Origin of the sequence: Rhodopseudomonas julia, assembly GCF_030813515.1 — a bacterium.
Classification (GTDB): domain Bacteria; phylum Pseudomonadota; class Alphaproteobacteria; order Rhizobiales; family Afifellaceae; genus Afifella; species Afifella julia.
The window spans coordinates 1,715,905-1,738,516 of sequence record NZ_JAUSUK010000002.1; the positions used below are offsets into that span (position 1 = coordinate 1,715,905).

General features: G+C 62.6%; 23 protein-coding genes. 5 read left to right on the forward strand and 18 right to left on the reverse strand.

Going from position 1 to position 22,612, the window contains the following annotated elements:
- Window positions 1–14: 14 nt before the first annotated feature.
- The 4 genes from J2R99_RS17280 to J2R99_RS17295 are packed head-to-tail and all read right to left on the reverse strand — an operon-like array spanning window position 15 to window position 4,496.
- Window positions 15–1,607 (reverse strand): ABC transporter substrate-binding protein, encoded by a 1,593-nt coding sequence (locus tag J2R99_RS17280; protein ID WP_307155591.1) that lies wholly within the window; start codon window positions 1,605–1,607, stop codon window positions 15–17.
- A gap of 35 nt (window positions 1,608–1,642) precedes the next feature.
- Complete coding sequence (locus tag J2R99_RS17285; RefSeq protein ID WP_307155592.1) at window positions 1,643–2,815, reverse strand: NAD(P)/FAD-dependent oxidoreductase; 1,173 nt, start codon at window positions 2,813–2,815, stop codon at window positions 1,643–1,645.
- On the reverse strand, window positions 2,812–4,188 hold the full coding sequence (locus J2R99_RS17290) for an FAD/NAD(P)-dependent oxidoreductase (RefSeq protein ID WP_307155593.1): 1,377 nt from the start codon (window positions 4,186–4,188) through the stop codon (window positions 2,812–2,814). Before J2R99_RS17290 ends, J2R99_RS17285 begins: the two co-directional genes overlap by 4 nt.
- Window positions 4,185–4,496: a (2Fe-2S)-binding protein gene (locus tag J2R99_RS17295; RefSeq protein ID WP_307155594.1), complete on the reverse strand. Its 312-nt coding sequence runs from the start codon at window positions 4,494–4,496 to the stop codon at window positions 4,185–4,187. The genes J2R99_RS17290 and J2R99_RS17295 overlap by 4 nt, the downstream gene beginning before the upstream one ends.
- A 129-nt stretch (window positions 4,497–4,625) precedes the next feature.
- Between J2R99_RS17295 and J2R99_RS17300 the strand changes: the two genes are divergently transcribed.
- Window positions 4,626–5,516, forward strand: coding sequence for a LysR substrate-binding domain-containing protein (locus J2R99_RS17300; RefSeq protein WP_307155595.1), 891 nt, complete (start codon window positions 4,626–4,628; stop codon window positions 5,514–5,516).
- A 52-nt stretch (window positions 5,517–5,568) separates the two neighbouring features.
- Here J2R99_RS17300 and J2R99_RS17305 read toward each other — a convergent pair whose 3' ends face one another.
- From J2R99_RS17305 to J2R99_RS17345, 9 genes are all read right to left on the reverse strand, one after another.
- On the reverse strand, window positions 5,569–6,333 hold the full coding sequence (locus J2R99_RS17305) for an ABC transporter permease (protein WP_307155596.1): 765 nt from the start codon (window positions 6,331–6,333) through the stop codon (window positions 5,569–5,571).
- A gap of 45 nt (window positions 6,334–6,378) precedes the next feature.
- A complete protein-coding gene (locus tag J2R99_RS17310) occupies window positions 6,379–7,218 on the reverse strand; it encodes an ABC transporter ATP-binding protein (protein WP_307155597.1) in 840 nt (279 codons plus the stop codon).
- Window positions 7,215–8,207, reverse strand: a complete 993-nt coding sequence (locus J2R99_RS17315) for an ABC transporter substrate-binding protein (RefSeq protein ID WP_307155598.1) — start codon at window positions 8,205–8,207, stop codon at window positions 7,215–7,217. The genes J2R99_RS17310 and J2R99_RS17315 overlap by 4 nt, the downstream gene beginning before the upstream one ends.
- A gap of 123 nt (window positions 8,208–8,330) precedes the next feature.
- Window positions 8,331–9,134, reverse strand: coding sequence for a lanthanide ABC transporter permease protein PedC (locus tag J2R99_RS17320; protein WP_307155599.1), 804 nt, complete (start codon window positions 9,132–9,134; stop codon window positions 8,331–8,333).
- The gene (locus J2R99_RS17325) at window positions 9,131–9,949 is read right to left on the reverse strand and encodes a lanthanide ABC transporter ATP-binding protein PedB/LutE (RefSeq protein ID WP_307155600.1); all 819 of its coding nucleotides are present in this window, start codon (window positions 9,947–9,949) and stop codon (window positions 9,131–9,133) included. Before J2R99_RS17325 ends, J2R99_RS17320 begins: the two co-directional genes overlap by 4 nt.
- A 3-nt stretch (window positions 9,950–9,952) precedes the next feature.
- A complete protein-coding gene (locus J2R99_RS17330; RefSeq protein ID WP_307155601.1) occupies window positions 9,953–10,165 on the reverse strand; it encodes a hypothetical protein in 213 nt (70 codons plus the stop codon).
- 170 nt (window positions 10,166–10,335) lie between these two features.
- Entirely contained in the window at window positions 10,336–10,842 is a 507-nt protein-coding gene (locus tag J2R99_RS17335; RefSeq protein ID WP_307155602.1) for a DUF3280 domain-containing protein, read from the reverse strand.
- Entirely contained in the window at window positions 10,830–11,582 is a 753-nt protein-coding gene (locus tag J2R99_RS17340) for a response regulator transcription factor (protein ID WP_307155603.1), read from the reverse strand. The genes J2R99_RS17335 and J2R99_RS17340 overlap by 13 nt, the downstream gene beginning before the upstream one ends.
- A gap of 55 nt (window positions 11,583–11,637) precedes the next feature.
- Entirely contained in the window at window positions 11,638–13,320 is a 1,683-nt protein-coding gene (locus J2R99_RS17345; protein WP_307155604.1) for a sensor histidine kinase, read from the reverse strand.
- A 251-nt stretch (window positions 13,321–13,571) separates the two neighbouring features.
- Here J2R99_RS17345 and J2R99_RS17350 point away from each other — a divergent pair, with 251 nt between their 5' ends.
- The 4 genes from J2R99_RS17350 to J2R99_RS17365 all read left to right on the forward strand — a co-directional run bounded on the left by J2R99_RS17350 (window position 13,572) and on the right by J2R99_RS17365 (window position 17,059).
- Entirely contained in the window at window positions 13,572–14,825 is a 1,254-nt protein-coding gene (locus J2R99_RS17350; protein ID WP_307155605.1) for a lanthanide ABC transporter ABC transporter substrate-binding protein PedA1, read from the forward strand.
- Window positions 14,822–15,829 carry a YVTN family beta-propeller repeat protein gene (locus J2R99_RS17355; protein WP_370872407.1) on the forward strand — a complete coding sequence of 336 codons (1,008 nt, stop codon included), beginning with the start codon at window positions 14,822–14,824 and terminating at the stop codon, window positions 15,827–15,829. Before J2R99_RS17350 ends, J2R99_RS17355 begins: the two co-directional genes overlap by 4 nt.
- Window positions 15,830–15,929: 100 nt before the next feature.
- Complete coding sequence (locus tag J2R99_RS17360; protein WP_307155606.1) at window positions 15,930–16,358, forward strand: cupredoxin domain-containing protein; 429 nt, start codon at window positions 15,930–15,932, stop codon at window positions 16,356–16,358.
- A gap of 74 nt (window positions 16,359–16,432) precedes the next feature.
- Window positions 16,433–17,059 (forward strand): hypothetical protein, encoded by a 627-nt coding sequence (locus J2R99_RS17365; RefSeq protein WP_307155607.1) that lies wholly within the window; start codon window positions 16,433–16,435, stop codon window positions 17,057–17,059.
- A 101-nt stretch (window positions 17,060–17,160) separates the two neighbouring features.
- On the opposite strand, the gene J2R99_RS17370 is transcribed toward J2R99_RS17365, so the two are convergent.
- The 5 genes from J2R99_RS17370 to J2R99_RS17390 form a co-directional block, all read right to left on the reverse strand.
- Window positions 17,161–17,985: a substrate-binding domain-containing protein gene (locus tag J2R99_RS17370; RefSeq protein ID WP_307155608.1), complete on the reverse strand. Its 825-nt coding sequence runs from the start codon at window positions 17,983–17,985 to the stop codon at window positions 17,161–17,163.
- A gap of 35 nt (window positions 17,986–18,020) precedes the next feature.
- Window positions 18,021–18,542, reverse strand: a complete 522-nt coding sequence (locus J2R99_RS17375; RefSeq protein WP_307155609.1) for a c-type cytochrome, methanol metabolism-related — start codon at window positions 18,540–18,542, stop codon at window positions 18,021–18,023.
- Between the two features lie 77 nt (window positions 18,543–18,619).
- Window positions 18,620–20,518 (reverse strand): methanol/ethanol family PQQ-dependent dehydrogenase, encoded by a 1,899-nt coding sequence (locus tag J2R99_RS17380; protein WP_370872408.1) that lies wholly within the window; start codon window positions 20,516–20,518, stop codon window positions 18,620–18,622.
- Between the two features lie 305 nt (window positions 20,519–20,823).
- Window positions 20,824–21,186: a hypothetical protein gene (locus J2R99_RS17385; RefSeq protein ID WP_261212512.1), complete on the reverse strand. Its 363-nt coding sequence runs from the start codon at window positions 21,184–21,186 to the stop codon at window positions 20,824–20,826.
- Between the two features lie 729 nt (window positions 21,187–21,915).
- The gene (locus J2R99_RS17390; protein ID WP_307155768.1) at window positions 21,916–22,605 is read right to left on the reverse strand and encodes a type 1 glutamine amidotransferase; all 690 of its coding nucleotides are present in this window, start codon (window positions 22,603–22,605) and stop codon (window positions 21,916–21,918) included.
- Window positions 22,606–22,612: the final 7 nt, after the last annotated feature.

Consider the following 22,612-nt stretch of genomic DNA (forward strand, 5'->3'; position numbering starts at 1 on the left):
GATCCGCCCGCGCCTCAATCCTTGAACCAGGCGTTATGCCGGCTCTGGAAGTAACCGTAGGGTCCGGTCACCGCGTCCATCAGCCGGGCGTTGGCGAGATGCCCGTCGGGGAATTCGAAGACGGGGATCGCCGGCAGATCCTGCATCAGGATCTTCTGCGCCTCGTCCCAATTCTCCTTGCGCTTCTCTTCGCTCACCTCCGAGGCGTCTTCGTCGAAGATCTTGTCGAGCTCCGGGTTGGAGTAGCCCATGGCGTTGGTGAAGGGGGAATGGTTGATCTGCTTGGTGTGATAGCGGGTCACGACGCTGATCGCGGGATCGGGACCGGTGCTGTAAAGCTGCATCGCCGTATCGAAATCCCACTGGTCGAAGACCTTCTCGATGAAGGTCGGCCGGTCGTAGGTCTTCACATCGGCATTGACGCCGACGTCGCGCAGCTGATCGCGGATGATCTCCGCCGACTTGCCGTCATAGGGGCGCCCTGCGGCCCAAAGGATGTTGATGGTGAAGCGAGTGCCGTCGCCGCCGCGCGGATAACCGGCTTCATCGAGCAGCTGGTTCGCCTTTTCGACATCGCGGTCGTAGACGTCGTAGCTGCCGTTAAAGGCCCATTTCAGATTGCTGTTGAGGAAGCTGTGGGCGGGCCGGCCGGCTCCGAAGAGCGCCTTTTCGGAAATATCGTTGACATCGATGGCGTAGGCGAGCGCCTGCCGCACTTCCTTTTTGGCGAGGGGCCCCTTGCGGACGTTGAGAAGCCACATGCCCTGCACGGCGATGGCATCCGCGCCGGTCAGAAGCTTGAAGCGCGGATCCTTGGCAAGCCGCGCCACTTCGTTGTGGGGTACCGCCGTATAGTCGATGAAATCGACCTCGCCGCGTTCGAAAGCGAGGATGCGGGTGTTCGGATCAGGAATGAACTGGAAGATCAGCCGATCAAGGTAAGGCTTTCCTTCCATGAAGTAATCGTCGTTGCGTTCAAGAACGACATGGCTTCCTTTCGACCATTCCACGAACTTGAATGCGCCACTGCCGATCGGATGCTCGTTGGCCGGATTGGTCATCGGGTCGGAGCCCTCGTAGATATGCTTCGGCAGGATCTCCGCGCCACTCCGCAGCTGGTAGGCAAGAAGGGTGAGAAGCGGCGGAAATGGCTTCTTCAACTTCATGACGAAGGTGTGCTCGTCTTCCGCGGTGGCCGATTCCACGTTCGGCCACCAAGAGCCGCGGCTTGGATGATACTTCGCGACGACATCGTTGAAGGTGAAGGCCACATCCTCCGCCGTCACCGGCACGCCGTCGTGGAAGCGTGCATTCGGGTCGAGATGGAAGGTGTAGGTGAGACCGTCGTCGGAGACCTCCCAGGAACGGGCGAGCTCGGGAACCGGTTCGAAATCTTCATTGAGCCCGACGAGGCCGCTGAAGATGTTGGCTGCAATGCTGTGGCCGCCGGTGTCGGTGTGTAGAAAGCCGACGAGTGCGCTCGGCTCGCCGCTCAAGGCGATCACCATGGTGCCGCCTCGCTGTTGCGCAACCGCCGGCGGCGTCGCCGCAACGAAAGCTGCGCAGAATGTACTGGCCGCGATGGCCAGCATCCTCATCCATTTCATCGATCGTTCCCCTTTTTCTTGCTCGTGAGGAGATCTCACCGGGCGCCACCCGACGAGGGCGCTGCGGGCGAGGTTTTCGCGGGTCCGTTGCCCGCGAACCTTTGGATCGAGAAAGGCTCGATCGGGACTTTCGTGTCGCCGGTCGCGGCGAGATCGGCGAGGACGGATCCGACGCCTGGACCGAGCTGGAAACCGTGGCCGCTGAAGCCGAAAGCGTGCAGAAGACCTGGAACCTTCGCGCTCCAGCCGAGCGCCGGCAGCTTGTCCGGGAGATAGCCTTCGACGCCGCTCCAGGTGCGCACCACCTGAACGCCGGCCATCGAGGGGAGAAATCTCGTAAGCGAACGAAGCTGTGTGAGGAGATGGGTGGGACGCGGCCGCGGCCTCGGATCGGACAGATCGACCGCGACATGAGCGCCACCTCCGAAGACGACGCTGCCGCGCTTCACCTGGCGCATGTAGAAACTGGAATCGCCCGTCCCGAGCACTGGCGAGACGAAATAGGGAAGCGATTCCGTCACGCCCATCTGCGGGCCGCGGGCTTCCATCGGGACGGATTCGCCAAAGCCAGCCGCGAAGCGATTGCTCCACGCTCCGGCGCTGTTGATGAGGATCGGGGCACGCAGAATGCGCCCGTCCGCCGTCTCGATGATGAAGCCTTCGCCTTGGCGGGTGGCGCCGATCACTTCGCATTGTTCGAGGATATGCGCCCCCGCCCGACGCGCCGCCCGCCCGAATGCCGGCGCGACGAGCCGTGGATTGGCGTGTCCGTCCTCGGGTGAGAAAGAGGCGCCGAGAGCGCCGGACCCGAGAAACGGATACTCCGCGCGCAGCCGGTTCACGCCGACGAGTGTCAGCGACAGGCTCCAGTGCCGGGCTTCGGCGTTGTAGGCCTCAAGGGCAGCAAGCGACTCCTCGTCGAAGGCGATCTTCAAATGCCCGGTCGGCAGGAATTCGCAATCTTCGCCGATCAATGCCGGCAGCCGCCCCCAGATATCACGGGCATGATGCGCGAGCGGCAATTGGATGAAGGGGCGTCCCTGGCGGCGCACATTGCCGAAATTGACGCCGCTCGCCTGAGCGCCGACGCGCCCGCGCTCCAGGAGCGCCACGGAGGCGTTGTGGCGTGTCGCCAGGAAGAAGGCTGCGGACGCGCCCATCAGCCCGCCGCCGACGATGACCACATCGTATTTCGTTGCGTCCGTCATTCGCCGGCCTCCGTCTGAATGGCGGCAGGCAGCGGCTTCACCGGTGCCTGCCCGCGCAGACGTCCGACGGAAGCGAGTTCGACACCGAGCGTTTGGGCGGCGACGCGCGCCGCCGAAGCACCGCACATGCGCCCCTGGCAGCGCCCCATGCCGACACGGCAGAAGGCCTTTGCACGATTGACTTCATCGGCGCCCTTGTCCCGCAAGGTGGCGCGAAACGTGCCGACCGAGACCTCCTCGCATCGGCACAGGATCGTCTCATCGGCCAGGTTCTCGTAGAGATGCTCGGGAAACGGGAAGGCATCACGCAACGCCGACGCGAAGGCCGAACCTCGCCGCATGGCCTTGAGCGCTTGACCGCGCACGGCAGCATCGAATGGCATGCCCTGATCCTGGAGGCACGCCAGGGCGGCAAGGGCGCCGGTCGCTTCCGCCGTATCGGCTCCACGCACCAAGGCGCCGTCGCCGGCGAGGTAGACGCCAGCCACCGAAGAGCGACCCATCTCGTCCTGGCGCGGAAGCCATTGCCCGGCGCGGGCATCGAAAGCGAAATCGCAGCCGAGAAGATCGGCAAGCTGCGTCTCCGACTGGACATGATAGCCGGCCGCGATCGCATCACAGGCGAAAGTCCGCTCCCGCCCCGCGCGATCGCGCAAAACGAGGCGGGCGACACGCCCCTCGCCTTCCGCACGGAGCGGCGCCACGCCATGCAGCATGGGAACGCCGTGTGCCGCCAGCCAGGCAAGATAGTAGAGCCCCTTCGCCGTGTTGGCGGGATTTGCCGCCATTCTCGGTAGACCAGCAAGCTCGCGCGAGAGCGGCGTCGTATCGAAGATGCCGGCAAGGTTCCCGCCGGCGCGGCGATACTGGTAGGCGACGAGATAGAGGAGCGGTCCGGAACCGACGAGGGCGACGTTCCTCCCGATCAGGCAGGCCTGGTATTTGAGAGCGATCTGGGCGCCGCCTAAGGTATAGACACCGGGCATCGTCCAACCCTCGAAGGGAACGATGCGGTCGACGGCGCCGGTGGCGAGGATGAGGGCGTCGAAACCGATGACGTCTTGGCGGCCGTCGCCGTCGGCAAGGTGGAGATTGCGCCCCTCCGTGCCCCAAACCATCGTCCTCGGCCGATAGTCGATCTTGTCTTGAAGACGGTCGAAGGTTTCGTGAAGACGCGCAGCCTTGCCAGCCTCAAACCCGTAGAGTTTTTCCGGGGGACGCCTGAAACCTTGCGGCTGACGGCGATAGATCTGGCCGCCGCTCCTCGGTGCCTCGTCCACAACGACCGGCTTCAATCCGGCGGCAACCAGCATTTCCGCGGCGCGCGTGCCGGCCGGTCCGGCACCGATCACGACAACCCGTGGCGTGCTCATTCCGGGCGCGCCCCTTTGAAAGGCGAACGCGTCCTCAACCGCATCTCCGGCTCGATCATCGTGGAGCAGGCACGGACTCTTTTGCCCTCTTCAGTCCAAATCCAGCAATCCTGACACGCCCCCATCAGGCAGAAGCCAGCCCGCGGTTGTTCCTGGATTTCGCTCAGACGGACTCGGTCATCGTGGGTCAGGAGAGCCGTCAGCACGGTGTCTCCAGACAGCGCCTTCGCTGGGTGCCCGTTCAGAAAGAAAGGCACGATCTCACGATCTGGCTCGGCGACACGAAGGAAGAGCGACTGTTCGTCCATGACATGCAAAACCGCTGCGTCTCGTTGTCGCGATTGAAGAGCGAGATACAGACGAGATCAAATTCCGATGTGTCGACAAACAATAGCCTGAGGCTATAGGTTGGCGGAACAAAGCCGGGCCAGAGACCGATGAACGCGCGCCAGCTCGAAGTCTTTCGCACGATCATGCAGACAGGCAGCGTCACCGACGCGGCCAAGCTTCTCAACGTGTCGCAGCCGACCGTGAGCAAGATCCTCCATCACATGGAGGACCAACTCGGTCTCCGGCTCTTCCGGCGCATCCGCGGCCGTCTTCATCCAACGCCGCAGGCGGAGATGCTCTTTCCGGACGCCGACCGCGTCTTCCGTGATCTCGGAGCGTTGCGGCTTCTTGCAGAGGAGTTGCGCGCCGGCTCAGGCGGCGTATTGCGCATCGCCGCCTCCTCCTCGCTCGCCGCCGCGATCGTGCCGCGCGCGATCGCATCGTTTCGTGCGGCAAATCCGCGGGTCAAGATCGTCTCGCATCTCCTGCCGGGAGCCGAGACTGCGGAGATGGTGCGCTCCCATCAGGTCGATCTCGGCCTTTGCCTGTCACCACAGGATCTTCACACGCTCACCATGAGGAGCCTCGGCCAGGTGGAGATGATCTGCATCTTCCCGCGCGGGCACCGCCTTTCGGCCCTCACCCACGTCACGCCGCCGGACCTCGCCGACGAGACGTTCATTTCCTTCAACTCCTTGAACCATTTCGGGGGGCTCCTCGACGAGGCCTTCCTGCAGTACGACGAGACCCGACGCGTCGACATCCAGGCGACGATGTCGATCGTTGCGGCCGTTCAGGTGGCCCAGGGGACGGGGGTCGCCATCGTCGACCGCTTCGCCATGCTGATGGCGCCGGAAAACGTCGACTGGCGACCGTTCCGACCCGTCCTCTCCCTGCCCATCAATCTGCTTCTGTCGGAGACGCTGCCCTGGTCGCGCTTCCGCAACAGCATGATCGAACACCTTCAGAAGGCGGTGGAGAAATATCTGGAAAACTGACAGGGCCCCGGGCGAAGCGAACTCCAAAGAAAGCAGAATGAACTTGCCGGCCTCACGCCGGTTTGGGCCGCCAGCGGTTGGCGTGCCGCTCAAGCGGCTGCACTACGGCTAGCTCGATCAAGAGCATGATGCAGACGAAAACGAGCGTGTAAGCGAGGATGGCGCGCACGTCGAAGACCTGGAAGTAGAGGTGGATCTGGAAGCCGATGCCGTTGGAACGGCCGAGAAGCTCGACGACGAGCACGATTTTCCAGATCAACGCCAGGCCGGAGCGGCTCGCCGCGGCGATATAGGGCTGCAATTGCGGTAGAATGACATGGCGCAGCGTCTTCATTCGTCCGAAGCCGTAGACGCGTGCCATCTCCATAAGGTGAGTGTCGAGCGCCCTCGCTCCTTCCCGGATGGTGACAGTGGCGTTCGGGATTTTGTTGAGCGCCACCGCCAGGATCGCCGCACTCTCGTTGAGGCCGATCCAAATATAGGCGAGCACGATGACGATGAGCGCCGGGGCATTGAGGAACAGAATGAGCCATGGCTCGCCGAGGTCGTTGGCGATCCGACTGCGTCCCATCATGAGGCCGGTCGCCAGACCGATCGACATGGCAATCGCAAAGGCGGCGATCACCCGGAGAAGCGTGATCGCAAGATGATAGGGCAGTTCGCCCGAGGCGATCTCCTTTGCCGCGAAGGCAAAGACGCTGACCGGCCCCGGGCAAAGGCGCGGACCGAACGCATAGGAGGCCAGAACCCAGACGACGACGAAGACTGCGATCGAGATCGCCCGCAGCCCGATCGGCCCCGTGAGGAAGGACCTCATGCGCCGCTCCCGTCATCCTTTGTCGAGGCAATTAAGCCGTTTCGTTCACTCCAGCGCAAGGCTCGGAAAGCGGTGGGCAAGATCGACGAGAAGATGGCTAAGCGCCCCGCCGCTGCGGCCGGCATGAGGGAGAGAGATCTCGGTGGTGCCGGCGACATGCGCGGGCGGCGGAGAGAGGACGATCAGCCGGTCGGCGAGCCGCGCCGCCTCACGGATATTGTGGGTGACCATGAGCACCGTGACAGGCCGCGACTGCCAAAGTTCCAGAAGCAGGTGGCGAAGCCGGTTCGCCGTCATCTCGTCGAGCGATACGAAGGGCTCATCGAGAAGCAGGATCTCCGGCTCGACGGAAAACGCGCGCGCCAGCGCCACTCGGCGCGCCATGCCGAGCGACAGTTCGGACGGATAGGCGCTGCGGAAGGCGTTGAGTTCCACCGCATCAAGCACCGGCGTGAGGTCCTTCTCCGCCATTTCAGGCGGCAGAGCGAGACGGATGTTGTCCTCCACGCTGCGCCAGGGCAAAAGCCGCGGCTCCTGGAAGACGGCGGCAAACCGTGCGCGCTGGAGCGCCGGCGAAACGGCACCGGAGAAGTCAGCGTCGAGCCCCAGCATGATCTTCAGCGTCGTCGTCTTACCGCATCCTGACGGGCCGAGAAGGCAGGTGAAGGTATGCGGCGTCAGCACGAAGGACAGGTCGCGGATAACCTCGACCTCTCCGCCATTTGCCCGCTTGAAGCGTTTGGCCTCGATGCGAACCGAAAAGGCATGATCCTCCACTTTGTCAGCATGGGGCACGCCGAGTTGACCGTGTAAGGCGGTATGAAAAGGAAGCACCTTCGCGCCCACGAGCTCCTCCTGTGGTGGGATTGGCCCCTCCTTGGTCACTCGCCCTCCTTCAGCACCGACCAGAAGGTTCCGGGCGACAAGGTTTGCGCGGAGCCAACCAGCTTCTCCCCGCCGATCGCTGCGAGCCTGCGATAGATCTTTTCGGTATCGGCCTCCTCCTCGGCCATCGGCCGGCTCGGAATGCCCTCACGGTAGCGTCTGACCAGATTGCGGAAGATGGCGTCGTCTTCTGCATTCATGCTCGGACGGAGCCTGTCCCAGGCGGCGTCCGAGGTCCCGAGAAGCTCCTTCGCCTCATGCGAGGCGGCCACGAAACCGAGCATCGCGTCCTTGTGCTCGGCCGCCCATTCCTCGTTGAAAACATAGCCGATCGCCGAGATCGGTCCGGTCGCGCCGAAGGCTTTCGCGGCGTCCTGACCGCTCACGAGCTCTCGGTAGCCTTCCGTCTCCAGCCGGGCGTTGTAGTGCCAGAAGTTCGACGCAGCGGCGAGCTCGCCATCTCTCAACTTCTCCGCGAGAAATGGCGGTGCGGCGAAGGCGGGCTGCGTCTCCTCGGCGAGGTCGAAGCCGTATCTGTCTTGCGCGAGGGCCCGGAACATAAGCCAGTTCTTATCGAGCGGGCCGCCGGCAACGCCGACACGACTGCCCCTCAAGTCTGCAAGCGTCTTCGCGATGCTGTCATCTGGCACCATGATGGCGCCGACCGATGTCGAATAAGGCACAAAGGTCAGCGGGATGCCTTCCGCCCGCTGGCGGGAGACGAAAAGCCAGTCGCTGACGATGACATCCACCTCGCCGGCGTTGATGCCGATGCGGCCGGCATCGCTACCGGCAAGCACCACCGGCTCCAGGCTGAAGCCATGCTTTTTGTCGAAACCGTTTTCGACAATGGTGTCAATCTCCCAGTTGACGGTCCCGAATTTCAAGACGCCGACGCGCACGATTTCTGCGTCTGCCGCACTCGCCCGAGCGCCGGCAACACAAAAAATGCATGACACCGCGAGCGCCAAGATTAGATGGCGCATCATCTCCTCCCCATTGCCGTCGTTTCTTTTCGCCGCGCGCACGCGACACCGGCTTCTTCTATAAACTTAGCAGTATCCGTGGCGCTGCCAAGCTGTGACTGCACCAGACTGACGTGATCCGCATCGCTACGCCTGCGCCGTCCGAGCGCGTATCTCCATGCCATGCACCGGCTTGTAGCCCCAGATTGCAAGCACCAGAAAAACCGCCAGACAGCCGAGGACGACGGCAAGCGAGGCGGGCTCGAGCTTGCCGTAGAGCGCAAAACGCACGAGTTCGACCGCATGCGTGAAAGGGTTTGCGGCGGAGATCTTGTAGAGCGCGACGCTCGCCTCGCGCATATGCCACAGGGGATAGAGCGCCGAAGACAGGAAGAAGGCCGGAAAGATGACGAAGTTCATCACCCCGGCGAAGTTTTCCAACTGCTTGACTGTCGAGGAAATGAACATGCCGACGGCGCCAAGCATCAGCCCGCTCACGACAAGCGCCGGCAGGATGAAAACGTAACCGAGCGGATCGAATTCGATGCCGAAGAGCCAGGCGATCAGAAGGAACGTATAGACCTGGAGGAGCGAGACGGCGGTCCCGGCTGTCAACTTCGCCACCAGAAGAAACCAGCGCGGCAAAGGCGTCGTGAGAAGCACACGCATGGAGCCCATCTCGCGGTCGTAGACCATCGATAGCGAAGATTGCATGCCGTTGAAGAGCTGAATCATGCCCACAAGTCCCGGCACGATATAGACCTCGTAGGTGATGTAGGTCTCGTAGGGGGGGATGATCGAAATACCGAGGACGGCGCGGAAGCCAGCGGCGAAAACGATCAGCCAGACGAGCGGGCGCACCAGAGCGGCGAGAAAGCGTTCGCGCTGATAGAGGAAGCGCATGATCTCGCGCCAGACGATCGCCGTGAAGGCGCGGGTGTAGACGCTCATGCCCGCTCTCCCGCAGAACTCTCCCGCGTCGGCGTCGTCAGCATTGTGAAGGTGGTGTCGAGAGAGCCGGGACCTGAGCGCGCGACGATATCCGCGGATATGCCGCGTGCCACCACCCTGCCCTCATGGAGAATGACGAGCGCATCCTCCTCGCGGATCTCGTCGATCAGATGGGTCGCCCATAAAATGCCGACGTCACGCTCGCCCGCCAGCGCATGCACATGGCTCACGATCGCCTTGCGCGAGGGCGCATCGAGCCCGACCGTCGGTTCGTCGAGCAGGAGAAGGTCGGGATCGTGCAGGAGCGCGCGGGCAATCTCCACACGACGCCGATGCCCCCCGTTGAGCGAGCGCACCGTCTCGCGCGCGCGCTCAGCCATGTCGAAGCGGGTGAGTTCGCGATCGATCCGCCTGCCCGCCTCCTTGAGCGAAAGCCCCCGCAGCCGCGCGAAATATGCCAGGTTCTGACGCACAGTGAGATCAAGGTCGAGCGTCGGCTGCTGAAAGACGATGCCGAGCGAGGCAAGTGCTGCCGCGCCAGCCTCCCGCGTATCGCGGCCGGCAATCAGGATGCGCCCAAGGGACGTCTCAAGCAGCCTTGTGATCAGCGAGAAGAGCGTCGTCTTGCCGGCGCCGTTGGGACCGAGAAGCGCCGTGAAGCGCCCCTTCTCCACCGCGAAGCCGACATCGTCGAGGACCGGCTTGTCGCGATAGGAAAACGAGAGATTCTCGATGAGAAGGGCCTGTCGTTCAGACTGTGCAGGCGCCTCGCCGAGAAGATCGCTCTGTGCCGAGACCGCCCGCAGGACCACCATCGCTCAGATCTTCTCTTCTCTGTCATTCACCCAGGCGCAATGAAATCCGGCAATGCGCCATTTCGGATGCTCTCCCGCCCATTGCGCCATGGTCGGCATCGCCTCCCACAGGCAGGTCTTCAGCGAGCTGCGCGACTGGTAGTAGAGATGCTCTTCGTGGCATGTATTCGGGTTGTTCACCAGACACACGGCGAGGATCAGATCGACGACATCCATGTCATCTCCTCTCGTACCGGCGCCTCCCATAGAGGAACCTCGGATCCGTCTTCCGACGGTCACTTCGGTGCATGCAGACGGATGTCGCCTCGGCGGCGCTCGATTGTAAATATCGCAGAAATCGTCCGCGGTAAGACCAGCACCCGCCGTTCCTGCCGGGATGACTGCCGTCATTGAGCCGTGTCTTTCGGCAGAATGCGATTCACCAGGAGCCAATCGAGCCCCTTCTGCCAGGAACGATCGGTGTTGGAACGGATATCGGCATTGAAGCCGGCGATGATCCGGCCCGTCTTCACGTCGCGCACGGCGATCGAAATGTTCAGGATCAGCTCCGACATCTTGTGAATGACGGGGACCATGGAGAGATCGGCGCCGACCGTCTCCGCGAAGCTGCGATCGCAATTGCCACAAGCCTGCAGCCGCGTCTCGGCAACCCTCTCGCGGACCGGAGCGATATCGACGACCGCAAACGTTTTGTCGGCGCCGAGCGCCTCCCGCAGCCGATCGGAGAGCATCGCGAGCCTTTGCTTTTCGGCTGCATTAGGAGGGTCGCCGGTTGAGGTGTTGACCAGCTCGAAATCGAAGACTGCGATTTTTAAGGGCGCCGCCTCCGCCGAGAAGCCGGCGAGCACGGAGACAACGCAAAGAGCCAGGCGGAACAGCGTCATGCGCGACATCGGACATCTCCCGCTACAGATTGAGACGGCTCTCGGGCAGTCGCCTTGGAGGCTGCGAGGCCACCGCCCGCAGCAAGCTTGTAGCCGAAGCCGCGCACAGTCTGGATCAGAGGCTCAGCCTCGCCCTCGTCGATCTTGCGCCGCAGATAGCGGATATAGACATCGACCGTCTTGGTGCCCGGCTCGAAGCTGTAGCCCCAGACATTGGCGAGGAGGCGTGTGCGGCTCACCACCTTACCGGCATGCCGCATGAGATAGAGGAGAAGGGAGAATTCACGCGCCGTCAGCGCGATGTCTCGCCCCCCGCGACGCACAGAATGGCCGGACGGGTCGAGCGTCAGATCGCCGACGATAAGCGGTCGCTCCTCATCCAGATGCGGTCCGCGGCGCAAAAGCGCCTGCAGCCGCACCACAAGCTCGTCGAAGGCGAAGGGCTTGGTGAGATAATCATCGGCGCCGCTCGAAAACCCGTCCACCTTGTCCTTTAAGCTGTCTTTCGCCGTCAGCATCAGGATCATGCTGTGCGAGCCGTGAGCTCTGAGCTCCCGGCAGACCGCGATGCCGTCGACGCCCGGCAGCATGCGGTCGAGGATAATCAGCGGATAGGCGGCCTCGGCGGCAAGAGCCAATGCCTCGCGGCCGCTTTCAGCGAGATCGACCACATAACCTTCTGCTTTCAGCCCCCGACGCACGAAACCGGAGATGCGTGGATCGTCCTCCACCAGGAGAAGCCTCGTCATGATCTTCGCTCCCTGTTTCGTTCGGTCATCGACCCACATCCCTCACGCATGGCGCTCACTCTGCGGCCGGCAGATAGGCCGGTGTCCGATCGTTCGTCTCACGCGCCTCATTCGCAAGCGCGGAAGCCGTGGTATCCAGCTCAAGCGCGGCTGCCGGCAGGCGCAGCAGGACTTTGAGCCTGTCGGGCCCGTCGCGGCCGAGCGCGATCGTGCCGTCGTGCTTCTCCACCAGCCACCGTGCGATTGCGAGGCCGAGGCCGCTGCCGGCGGAACCGGCCATCGCCGCTTCGCGACCCCGATAAAAACGGTCGAAGAGACGCGGCAGCTCTTCCTCGGCGATGGGTCCGCTGCGATTGACGACAACGAGCTCGGCCACACCCTCGCTGTAGCCGAGGCGGAGACGAACAATTTCGCCGTGCTCGGAATATTTCACGGCATTGTCGAGCAGGATCATCAGCACCTGCTTCAGCCGCGACCGGTCGCCGATCACGATCGGCGCGGCCGAGATCTCCGGCTCGATCCGAATTGCTCGCGGCCGTGCAAGGCTCGCCGCCTCACGCACGGCGTCTCCCAAGATTTCCGCCAGATCCACGGGATCGGCGGCGAGAGCCACCTCATCCGTTTCGGAACGGGCAAGCACCATCAAATCCTCGACCAGCCGCCCCATCGCCTCCGCCTCTTCGACGACGCGAATAAGCGCCTCTCGACAATCGGCAAGTTGCAGCGGTTTTGAGCGCAAGGTCACCTCCGCCTCACCACGCAGAACGGTCAGGGGCGCCCGCAATTCGTGGCTGACATCGGCGAGGAAGCGGACCCGCGAGCGGTCGCGTTCGCGAAGTGCTGAATTCGCACCTTCAAGCTCTCGCGTGCGCGCCGCCACCTCCGCCTCGAGGCCCGCTTGCGCCTGGAGCAACTGTGCCTGCTGCTCCTCGATGCGCGTCGCCATATCGTCGAAACGGCGGGCGAAGACGCCGATCTCGTCATCGCCGAGCGGCCCGAGCCGGAAAGAGAGCTCGCCGCGCCCGATCGCTTCCGCCCCGGCGCTCAGCCTCCTGATCGGGCGCGCCAGCGAGCGATGCAGCACATAGCCCGCAATCAGTGCGGCCGACAGAAGCACCGCCGAGACGAGCCCGATCCCCCAGCCGAGCCGGCCGAGAAGCTCGCGCGCCTCGCTGTCGGCCATCTCGATCTCGGCGATCTCATCCGCCATGGCCGCATCGATGAGTGCGGAGAATTCTTCGTCTGCGCGCCGATCGATCGTGCGGAAGAAAACACGGGCCGCGGCCTCGCCCTGCCCCACCTTCTGCATGGCGAGAAGCGCTTCGCCGCGGCGGTTCATGTCGTCATAGAGGCTTTTGAGGCGGCCGATCCGCACCGCCTCCTCCGCCTGGCCATGCGCGTCCCCGCGTGAACCGAGGAAGGCCGTCTCGTCGCGCGTCGTCTCCGACAGCGTCTCGAACGCGGCCCCGATGCCGGTTTGAAGGCGCACCACTTCGCCAGCCGCGGGCTTGCCCGTCATCAGCAACGCGGCGAGCGCCCTGGAATAATGATCGACGTCACGCGCCAGAGCGGTGACGGCCGCAAGCTGGCGATGGGCGAGCGCGCCGCGTGACAGGTGGAAGTGAAAAGCCTGGATCGCCAGAAAAGCGGCGACGATGAGGACAATGACGGCCGTCCCGACGATCAGCTGAAACGCCAGGATGCGCGTGCGGATCGTCATCGGCGGAAATATCCGCATGCCGGCCCTCTGTCGCGGCGGCACGAAGGTGCCGCTTCCTCCCTATCGCGCCTTTTTTCTTTGCCTTTTTTACGAACTTTCATGACGCCGGACGAATGTTACCCGTTCAATTCTTCTCGGCAAGTGTGCAACCATATCTTTCTCAGTTTCGAAGCACGACGGCACGACAAACCGAAGTGGCGCCAGAGCTCTCTCCGCATTCTAACCTTGGCTTAATTGCTCTCTAACGCGAGATGACGTGAGGTAGAGACATGGCAAATGGGTGCTTCATCCGGATCGACATTCTGCGCAATCTCCTCGCGACTCTTTCTCTCGTCGCGTTCACTCTGGCGTTTGGCGACATCACGCCCGTTGCGGCAGAGGATGCGGCGGGCGCTGAGAATGCCGACAGCGAAGTGACGATCGGCTATCTCCGCTCGCCCCTGCCGGACTGGCTCCCCATTTCTTTGAGCGAGCGTCCGCGTGAGGACGACGGCATCGCCGGCGCGCGCCTTGCCATTACAGACAACAACACGACGGGCCGTTTCACCGGTCAGAAATACGAACTTGAAGATGCCGCTGTGAGCGACCAGCAGCAGGCACTGGACGCCCTCGGCGAGATGAATGCCGAGGGCGTCCGTTTTGTCGTCGCGGATCTTCCCGCCGACACGCTTCTTGCCATCACCGATGAGGCCGCGAAGACGGACACGCTCGTCTTCAATATCGGCGCCGCCGACGATCGGCTGCGCGAAGCCGATTGCCGAGGCAATCTCATTCACGTGACGCCGAGCCGGGCGATGCTCGCCGATGCGCTCGTGCAATATCTCGTCACCAAGAAATGGACGCGTCTCTTCCTTCTCGTCGGCTCACACGCCGCCGACGAGGATTATGCGGCCGCTGTCGAACGGGCCGCGAAACGCTTCGGCGCCAAGATCGTGGAAAAACGCGTCTTCACCGACACCGGCGGCGCCCGCACCACCGATTCCGGACTCGTTCAGGTCGATGCCCAGATGGCCGTCTTCACCCAATCGGCACCCGATCACGACGTGGTCGTCGTCGCCGACGAGAGCGAGATTTTTGGGCCCTATGTCCCCTACCACACCTGGGATCCGCGGCCGGTCGCCGGCACCTCCGGGTTGAAACCCACGAGTTGGTCGGCAGCCCACGACCAATGGGCCGGGATCCAGATTCAAAACCGCTTCGTCGCCGCCTATGACCGGCAAATGACGGCAAAGGATATGGACGCCTGGACGGCCGTCAGGATGATCGGCGAGGCGGCGACGCGCAGTTCCAGTACCGATGCCGCGACCATGGCCAATTTCATCAAGGGACCGAGCTTTGAAGTGGCGGCCTTCAAAGGGCAGAAGCTGACACTTCGCGACTGGAACTGGCAGCTCCGGCAGCCGATCCTGCTCGCCGATGGCCGCATGGTCGTCTCCGTCTCGCCTCAGGAAGGCTTTCTGCATCAGACCTCTACACTCGATACGCTCGGCTACGACCGACCCGAGAGCGGGTGCCGGCTATGATGCACGACCGTCACGGAAGAGGCCGCAGGGCGCTTCGCAGCATTGTCGGGCTCACGCTCGCGGGGATGATGCTGTCGCTGCCGGCGCCCGCTTTCGCCTATAAAATCTTCGTTTCCAACGAAGGCGACAACACCATGACGGTGCTCGACAGTGCCTCCATGGAGGTGATCGAGACCGTCCCCGTCGGCCAGCGCCCGCGCGGCATCACCATCACCAACGACGGCAAATACGTGCTTCTGTGCGCGAGCGACGACGACACCGTGCAAATGATCGATGCCGAAACCTACAAGGTCGTCGCCACGCTTCCCTCCGGCCCTGATCCCGAGCTCTTCGTCCTCGATCCGGACGGACGCCTTCTCTACATCGCCAACGAGGACGACAACCTCGTCACGGTCGTGAACGTCGAAGAGCGTTCGCTCGTCAGCGAAATCCCGGTCGGCGTGGAGCCCGAAGGCATGGGCGTGTCGCCGGATGGGTCGGTGATCGTGAACACGTCGGAAACGACGAGCATGGCCCATTTCATCGACGCCGAAACGCACGAGATCACCGACAACGTGCTCGTCGATTCCCGCCCGCGCTTCGCGGAGTTCAAGCACGACGGTTCGGAGGTCTGGGTCTCCGCCGAGATCGGCGGAACGGTCAGCGTCATCGATACGGCCGCCCACGAGGTGACCCACAAGATCACCTTCGACATTCCAGGCCTGCGGCCCGAAGCAATCCAGCCGGTCGGGGTGCGCATCACCGGCGACGACAAAACCGCCTTCGTTGCGCTTGGCCCGGCGAACCGCGTCGCCATCGTCAATGCCGAAACCTATGAGGTGGAGGAGTACCTACTCGTAGGGCAGCGGGTCTGGCAGCTCGCCTTCTCGCCCGACGAGAGCCTCCTTTTCTCGACCAACGGCATCTCCAACGACATTTCCGTCATCGATGTCGCCGATCGCGAAGTGATCAAGAGCATTCAGGTCGGGCGATTGCCCTGGGGGGTGGTGACGACGTCGGAATAGGCGGTGACCGGCAGCTCGGGCCGAGACACCGCAAAGCGAGGGAACGGAACGACACGGTCGAAAAGCGCCAGGGCGAAGAACGACAGGGGGAGGAAGAACTATGCAGATGAAGAGGAGCGCAGAACTTGCCATTCTGGCGGCCGCCGCGGCTTTCGCGCCGGCGCTCGCACATGCTCAGTCCGGGCTCTTGACCCGACCGATCGATGTCGGGCCGATCACACTGTCTTCGGGCAAGCCATTGCTCGAGGCACCAATCGAGCTTGAATCCGGCAAGCAATACAAACTGACGATCGAGGCCGATGGCACGGCCGAACTCGCCGTGCACGGCGCCGATTTCTTCCGCAATGTGTGGGTAAACGAGATCGTCATCAACGACATCGAGATACGCCCGCTCGGCGTCGATTCCATCGAGTTCGACGCCGCAGGTGAAGTTGAGATGACCTTCGTGCCGATCCGGCCTGGAAGGTTTGAATTGCGCATTCCGAACACCACCGGCGAGACGCAGGGCGCCCAGATTCTGGTCAAATGAGGGGTGGGGGCGGGGGCCGGCAGCATTGCTCTGACGGGCTTGCGGCCGGCCCCATCGGCGCGCATTCTGGTTGCATGGTCGTCTCGGGATGCCGCTTCCTGATCGTTGTCGCCGCCGTGCTCACTCTGACGGGCGCATCGGCCATAGCCCAGCCACGCAAAGATCCCGACTGGCCCTGCATTCAGCCGGAAGTGCCGACGCTCTCGGTCGTGCAGGTATGGACCGGCCCTTCGGTCGATGAGGCGGTGACGGCCTGGCGCGACGACGAGGCGATCGCAGTACTCGCCCGCAGGCTCGCCGCACGCCGCATGCCGATCGAGGACGCGAAAGCTGCAATCCGGGACTTTTCCGCCGGCCTCGATAAATCCGAGAAGGAGGCGCGGCTGACCCGGCTCTTCGCCGGCATTTTCGCAACGCTGAACGCAGAGCGCAGCGAGGTGATGAGCGGCATCAAGCATTATGCGCGCCGGCAGAAGGCGATGGCTGAGGAGATCCGCACGCAGCAATCGACCCTGAGCGACCTTCGCCAAAAATCGCCCGATTCCGAAAAAGCCCAGGAGCTGAAAACCGGCCTTCTCGTGCAGGTCCGCATTTTCAACGACCGGCGCCATTCGCTCAAATATGTCTGCGAAGTGCCCTCGCTGATCGAGCAACGCCTTTTCGCACTCGCAAGGGAGATACAGGCCGAGCTTTCGGATTGAGCGGCCACACGCTTGCCTCGCCTGCGACCTCGCCGAAACCCGAAGATCCCTCCCCGAACGAAAACCTCTTGGGCTGAACGCAGCGGTCGAAGCGTGTCAGATCAATGGGTGATCGGCTTTTCGTGGGCGTCGAGGATGGGCACGCCATAATCGAGCAGGATTGCATCGATCGCGTTCTGGTTCTCTCGGATCAGCCGATTGAGCGTGCGCTTGAACTCCTGATCGGTCGGGCGCACGCCCATGGTGATGCGGTAGACCATGCGCGAACCGCCCTCCTCGCTCAAAAGCGCAGTGACGGTGAGAGGCGGATCAGCCTGGCTTGCGAACCAGCCGGCGAGCGGCCCCCACAGCGCAGCCACGTCGATCTCGCCGGCCTTCAGATCGGCGATCATCGCCTCGGCGCTGGTCCCCCGACGCGTATCGACCATCAGCTGATAGGGCTTCGCTTTCTTGAGAAGCCCGTGCATGGCCATATTGGTCGCGGGCGGTGTGCGCGCGACGACGCCGATGCGCTTGTCCTTGAGGCGCGGATCGGCGAGCGTCGTCACTTCCCCAAGGCCGGAATCCGGCATCGTCACCAGCGCATAGGCGGTCTGGTAATAGGCGTTGGTGTTCTGCACCAGTTCGTCGCCCTGCGCATAGCTCATGATGACATCGCATTCATGAGCGCCGAGCGTATGCCGCACGAAGCCCATCACTTCGGGAAAGTAGGTATAGGCGACCGTCTTCCCGAGTTTTTCTGCAAAGAGCTCGGCCAGCTTCTGCTCATAGCCTTCCTCCTTTTGATTGGAGAAGGGCATGTTGCTGGGATCGGCGCAGACGCGAAAGACGTTCGGATCGACGAGTTCGATCGCTTCGCCGAGCCCCGTCGTCTGGGCCAGGCCCTGCCCCTGTGTTGCAGAAAGCCCAAGGATTGCGGCCGACATCGCGATCGCCAGGCGGATGTGCGTGGGAGCCGGTATCATGTGCCGAGACAATCGTTTTCCGCCTTCATGAAGGACTCCGGCTTCTTTTCCTTCTTGGGCGGACGGCCGCGTGGCAGATCTCCTTGCGCTCGCGCCCTCAGATAGACGTAGATGTCGTCGATGTAGCACATCACGTTCGGGTTGGTGCCGAAGGACGGCATGACGTTCTTCTGCGAGCTGGAGACATTCTCGCGTCCACCGGCGACGACCGCCAGGAAATGCGCGTAATCGAGACGTTCGAGCGAATGGGCGAGTGCCGGCGCATAGCTCGACCCAAGACCGTCGGGGCCATGGCAGACATGGCAGGCGGCATGATAGCGGCGATAACCGGAGAACGTATACCAGTCGACTTCCCCGTTCTCGAACTTGAAAGTGGGCGTCCCGTCGGCGTCGAAGTATTTTCCGTCTCGGTCCTCCGCGATGGCGGGATCCCCCGGAGTATCCTGTGCAACAGCGGCAGAAGCCAGAAATCCACAGACAAGAGCAAAGACAAGCGCGACCATGCTGCGAGCGAGCATCGTAACTCCTGACAGGTTGATGAGGCATCTGTGGAGAGCCCGGCAAAAGGCCGGGCCCTCTCTTCAGCTCGCCAGTCTCAATCGGGAAGCGCGAAGACCGTCAGCACGCCACCGAGATTGGTGAAGTTGGCAAGGCCCGAATAGCCGCCGACCGCGCCAAGGCCGGCCGTACCGACCTGAGCCTCCGTATCCCCCTGCTCACGCCCCTGATCGACAGCCTCGTGCCAACCTGCAGCCGTTTCGGGCGACAGGAGACCCGCCGCAAGCCCGATGCCGGCCCAGCCCCCGACACCCGAAAGGACGGCGATATACTGCTTGCCGTCATGCTCGTAGGTGTTGACGTTGCCGATGATTCCGGAAGGCGTCTTGAACCTGTAGAGCTCCTTACCGGTCTCGATATCGACCGCCTTGAGATACCCTTCGAGCGTGCCGTAGAAGACGACGTCGCCGGCCGTGGCGAGTGCACCGCCCCAGGCTGAGAACTGTTCGGGGATCGACCAGACGATCTCGCCCTTCCTGGCATCCCAGGCGATGAAATTGCCCATGCCGCCATGGCTGTCCGGTGCCGGATACATCGACACGGTCGCACCCACATAGGGCTGGCCGGCGGTGTAGCTGACGCGGAACGGCTCGTAATCCATGCACACATGGTTCGTCGGGACATAGAACATCTGGGTCTTCGGCGAATAAGCGGCCGGCTGCTGGTCCTTGGTGCCGAGCGCCGCTGGGCAGATGCCCTCGACGTTGGTGTCCTCACCCTGCGCATCGGTGGAATAGTCGCTCACCACCGTGGGCCGACCATACGTCTCGCTGTCCTTGTCCATGTCGACGCCGCTCGTCCAATTGACTGCGGGGTCGTATTTCTTGGCAAGCAGGAGTTCGCCCGTCTCGCGATTCATGGTGTAGGCAATCCCGTTGCGGTCGAAATGCACGAGCGCTTTCACCATCTCGCCGTCGATTTCGAGATCGACCAGGATCATCTCGTTGACGCCGTCATAATCCCACTCGTCGTGCGGCGTCATTTGATAGAGCCACTTCGCCATGCCCGTATCGGCATCGCGCGCAAAGATCGTCATCGAGTATTTGTTGTCGCCCGGCCGCTGGTTCGGGTTCCACGTCGATGGATTGCCCGTTCCGTAATAAATGAGGTTCAGATCCGGGTCATAGGCGTACCAGCCCCAGGTGGTGCCGCCACCGGTCTTCCACTGGTCGCCTTCCCAGCTTTGAAGGCTGGAATCCTTGCCGATCGGCTTACCGAGCGCCATCGTCTTTTCCGGGTCGACGAGCATGTCTTCGTCCGGACCAGTGGAGAACGCCTTCCAGGCGACCGAGCCGTCGGCAAGACTGTAGACGGTGACCCGGCCACGCACGCCGAATTCGGCACCGGAGACGCCGATCAGCACCTTGTCCTTGTAGACCAGGGGCGCCGAGGTCGCACTTTCCGCCTTGCCGGGGTCGCCGTTTTTGACCTTCCAGACCTCTTCGCCGGTTTCGGCGTTGAGGGCCACGACCGTCGTATCCGCCTGACTGAGGATCAACATCGCCGGATGGCCCTCGCCTTCCGGCGCATAGGCTGGGCCGCGATTGACCGTGTCGCAGCACATGATCGGGATCACGCTCGAATCCTGAACCGGCTCATATTTCCATTTGATGGCGCCGTCGTTGTTGAGGTCGAGCGCATAGACGATGTTCGGAAACGGCGTATGCACGTACATCATGTCATTGATGACGAGTGGTCCGCCTTCATGACCACGCAGGACGCCGGTTGAAAACGTCCATGCGACCTGCAGATCGCCGACATTGTCCTTGTTGATTTGATCGAGCTCGGAGAAGCGGTGATTGGCATAATTGCCGGTGGGCATGACCCACTCTTTCGCGTTCTTCTCCATTTCAATGAGTTTTTCATTAGAGAATGCTGGCCCCATCAATATGACGAGCCCAAGCCCGGCGCAAAGCGCCGTCACGATGCGACCCATTTGACCCTCCCATTGCGACATTAGCGTCGTCTATGGTTTCGTTACGTACAGCCGCGGCCGAACGCACGAACGCTTATTGAAAAGGGTTTTCGACAATACGAAACGACATCGAGCTACGCTTTCATTTGCGCACTCGAACTGACCTTCGACAGCATCCAATTCCCAGGTTGGATTCTTTTTAAGTCGAAAACCTAATGAGTACTGTACGGGCATTCTGCATTCTCGGCAAGGATACTGATGACTCCTTGTCGCACCCAGATGCCTTGAAGACCCGAAAAGCCCGCCAAAGCCGATACTTCGGGCGCTCAGTTACCCTTGAAGCAGCGCACATCCGCCTCAGCCTGGGCGCGGCGCAGATCCTGGATCGACGCATTCGAGCGTGGGCTGTTGCGAAAGATATCGGCACCTTCTCCGTGCAATTGGTGCATGCTCAAGAAGGTGCTCGCGGTCAGATAACGCTCATAGGTGAGGAGCGAGGCGACGACGTCGATCGAACAGGCGCAGGCGGACAGGACCGGCCGCGTCTCGCCATTCGCCTTCATGCAGGCATAGACATATTCGGCGATCGCCTCGCTCGGATAGTCGTTGCCGGCCGAGGCGGCCATCGCCAATGCCGGGCTCGTGCAAAGAGTGGCGGCAAGGACGGGACCAAAGATTGTGTGACGCATCGTTCGCCCTCCCATCTCGCCGAAAAGTTGCCGCGTTGCTCAAAAGCTCCACCTTGGCCAGGCTGGTGACGAGCCTTCAGCGCGCGGTACGGGAACGCAGCTTGGGTCGCCTCATTCATCCCGGCAGGACGCCATCTAGACGTGCTCCACCACAAACATCGGCACTATGGGCTCGTCACCACGCCCGAGAGCCCCACAAACTTCCAAGGGAAAGCGTCTTCCTTCCAGGGGGAAGCGTCTTCCCAGATCGACGACATTCGACATGTCCCAATACGACGTCGGTCGTGCGGCGTTTGAAGCGTGACCTTCCTTTCTGCCGCGCCGCAACAGAAATAAACTCGCAAGACGGCAGATAACTTCGGAAATGAACGAACTCTGTCTTTCTAGATAAGTCTAAAAAATTGTCGGCCGCAACGCTTACCTCGTACTTCTGGCGCCTGGAAGGTGTCAGCCGACACGATCTCACGCTTCGCCAATTGCGTATCTTGTGGACCAACGCCGACGGCTGTGCCCGGATCACCAACGCGCCGTCGGCCTTCAACGCGAAATGCGCTGCGGCACGGCCGGTGACGGGCGATCCGGAAAACACCGATCCGGCCTGCAGTCTGTCGTCCCATCATGCCGAGATGGAGAAACTCGCCCGGAACTGGGCCACGGACAGGCGCCCGAGGCGCCGCCACCCTTCACCTATCGCCGCTTCCGGTAGCCGTTGCCGGAGACCGGCCTCACCTAGAGGCCGAGGGAGCCCGTCTTCAGAAACTGCCTCATGAGAGCAGCGACGAACGACCGGTCGAGCGCCGTTTCGCGAATCCGGTCGGGCAGAGACTTCCGCATCGCCTCGGGCAATGCGGCGCCGCGTTCGGCGAGAAGCCCACTCACATAATCCGCATCGAATTCCGGGTGTGGCTGGAAGGTGAGAAGCCTCTCCCGCTCGAACATCCCTGCGATGGGGCAGTTCTCGCCTTCAGCAAAAACCTCGACGCCCGATGGTGCTCGCGTCACCTGATCGCGGTGCCAGGCATTGACGGTGAAGCGTTGATCTGCCGGCCCGCGATAGGTCTGCGGACCCAAGATCCAGCCGACATCGGCGCGTTTCACCTCGCCGCCCAGCGCGCGGGCAATGATCTGGTGGCCGAAGCAGATCCCGACGAGGGGCCGGACGGCCGAACGCGCAGCCCGGATAAAATGCTCCAGAGGATCGCGCCAGGGATGATCCTCGTAGGCGCCATGGCGAGAACCTGTGATGAGCCAGCCGGCGGCCGCATCGATGTCGTCGGGCAACTCGCCAGCTTCCACATCCCAGATGCGATAGGTAAAGTCCGTCTCGCCGAGGAGCGCGCGAAAACACGCGTCGTAATCGCCCTTGTCATGCGCCAAGCCCTCCGGCGCGTGACCGGGCAGGAGGATGCCGATCGGCATTTTCGTC

Excerpts from the sequence above, each read along its gene's own strand:
- J2R99_RS17280 (WP_307155591.1), bottom strand. The coding sequence starts at position 1,607 with ATGAAATGGATGAGGATGCTGGCCATCGCGGCCAGTACATTCTGCGCA.
- J2R99_RS17285 (WP_307155592.1), bottom strand. The coding sequence starts at position 2,815 with ATGACGGACGCAACGAAATACGATGTGGTCATCGTCGGCGGCGGGCTG.
- J2R99_RS17290 (WP_307155593.1), bottom strand. The coding sequence starts at position 4,188 with ATGAGCACGCCACGGGTTGTCGTGATCGGTGCCGGACCGGCCGGCACG.
- J2R99_RS17295 (WP_307155594.1), bottom strand. The coding sequence starts at position 4,496 with ATGGACGAACAGTCGCTCTTCCTTCGTGTCGCCGAGCCAGATCGTGAG.
- J2R99_RS17300 (WP_307155595.1), top strand. The coding sequence starts at position 4,626 with ATGAACGCGCGCCAGCTCGAAGTCTTTCGCACGATCATGCAGACAGGC.
- J2R99_RS17305 (WP_307155596.1), bottom strand. The coding sequence starts at position 6,333 with ATGAGGTCCTTCCTCACGGGGCCGATCGGGCTGCGGGCGATCTCGATC.
- J2R99_RS17315 (WP_307155598.1), bottom strand. The coding sequence starts at position 8,207 with ATGATGCGCCATCTAATCTTGGCGCTCGCGGTGTCATGCATTTTTTGT.
- J2R99_RS17320 (WP_307155599.1), bottom strand. The coding sequence starts at position 9,134 with ATGAGCGTCTACACCCGCGCCTTCACGGCGATCGTCTGGCGCGAGATC.
- J2R99_RS17325 (WP_307155600.1), bottom strand. The coding sequence starts at position 9,949 with ATGGTGGTCCTGCGGGCGGTCTCGGCACAGAGCGATCTTCTCGGCGAG.
- J2R99_RS17330 (WP_307155601.1), bottom strand. The coding sequence starts at position 10,165 with ATGGATGTCGTCGATCTGATCCTCGCCGTGTGTCTGGTGAACAACCCG.
- J2R99_RS17335 (WP_307155602.1), bottom strand. The coding sequence starts at position 10,842 with ATGTCGCGCATGACGCTGTTCCGCCTGGCTCTTTGCGTTGTCTCCGTG.
- J2R99_RS17340 (WP_307155603.1), bottom strand. The coding sequence starts at position 11,582 with ATGACGAGGCTTCTCCTGGTGGAGGACGATCCACGCATCTCCGGTTTC.
- J2R99_RS17345 (WP_307155604.1), bottom strand. The coding sequence starts at position 13,320 with ATGCGGATATTTCCGCCGATGACGATCCGCACGCGCATCCTGGCGTTT.
- J2R99_RS17350 (WP_307155605.1), top strand. The coding sequence starts at position 13,572 with ATGGCAAATGGGTGCTTCATCCGGATCGACATTCTGCGCAATCTCCTC.
- J2R99_RS17355 (WP_370872407.1), top strand. The coding sequence starts at position 14,822 with ATGATGCACGACCGTCACGGAAGAGGCCGCAGGGCGCTTCGCAGCATT.
- J2R99_RS17360 (WP_307155606.1), top strand. The coding sequence starts at position 15,930 with ATGCAGATGAAGAGGAGCGCAGAACTTGCCATTCTGGCGGCCGCCGCG.
- J2R99_RS17365 (WP_307155607.1), top strand. The coding sequence starts at position 16,433 with ATGGTCGTCTCGGGATGCCGCTTCCTGATCGTTGTCGCCGCCGTGCTC.
- J2R99_RS17370 (WP_307155608.1), bottom strand. The coding sequence starts at position 17,985 with ATGTCGGCCGCAATCCTTGGGCTTTCTGCAACACAGGGGCAGGGCCTG.
- J2R99_RS17375 (WP_307155609.1), bottom strand. The coding sequence starts at position 18,542 with ATGCTCGCTCGCAGCATGGTCGCGCTTGTCTTTGCTCTTGTCTGTGGA.
- J2R99_RS17380 (WP_370872408.1), bottom strand. The coding sequence starts at position 20,518 with ATGGGTCGCATCGTGACGGCGCTTTGCGCCGGGCTTGGGCTCGTCATA.
- J2R99_RS17385 (WP_261212512.1), bottom strand. The coding sequence starts at position 21,186 with ATGCGTCACACAATCTTTGGTCCCGTCCTTGCCGCCACTCTTTGCACG.
- J2R99_RS17390 (WP_307155768.1), bottom strand. The coding sequence starts at position 22,605 with ATGCCGATCGGCATCCTCCTGCCCGGTCACGCGCCGGAGGGCTTGGCG.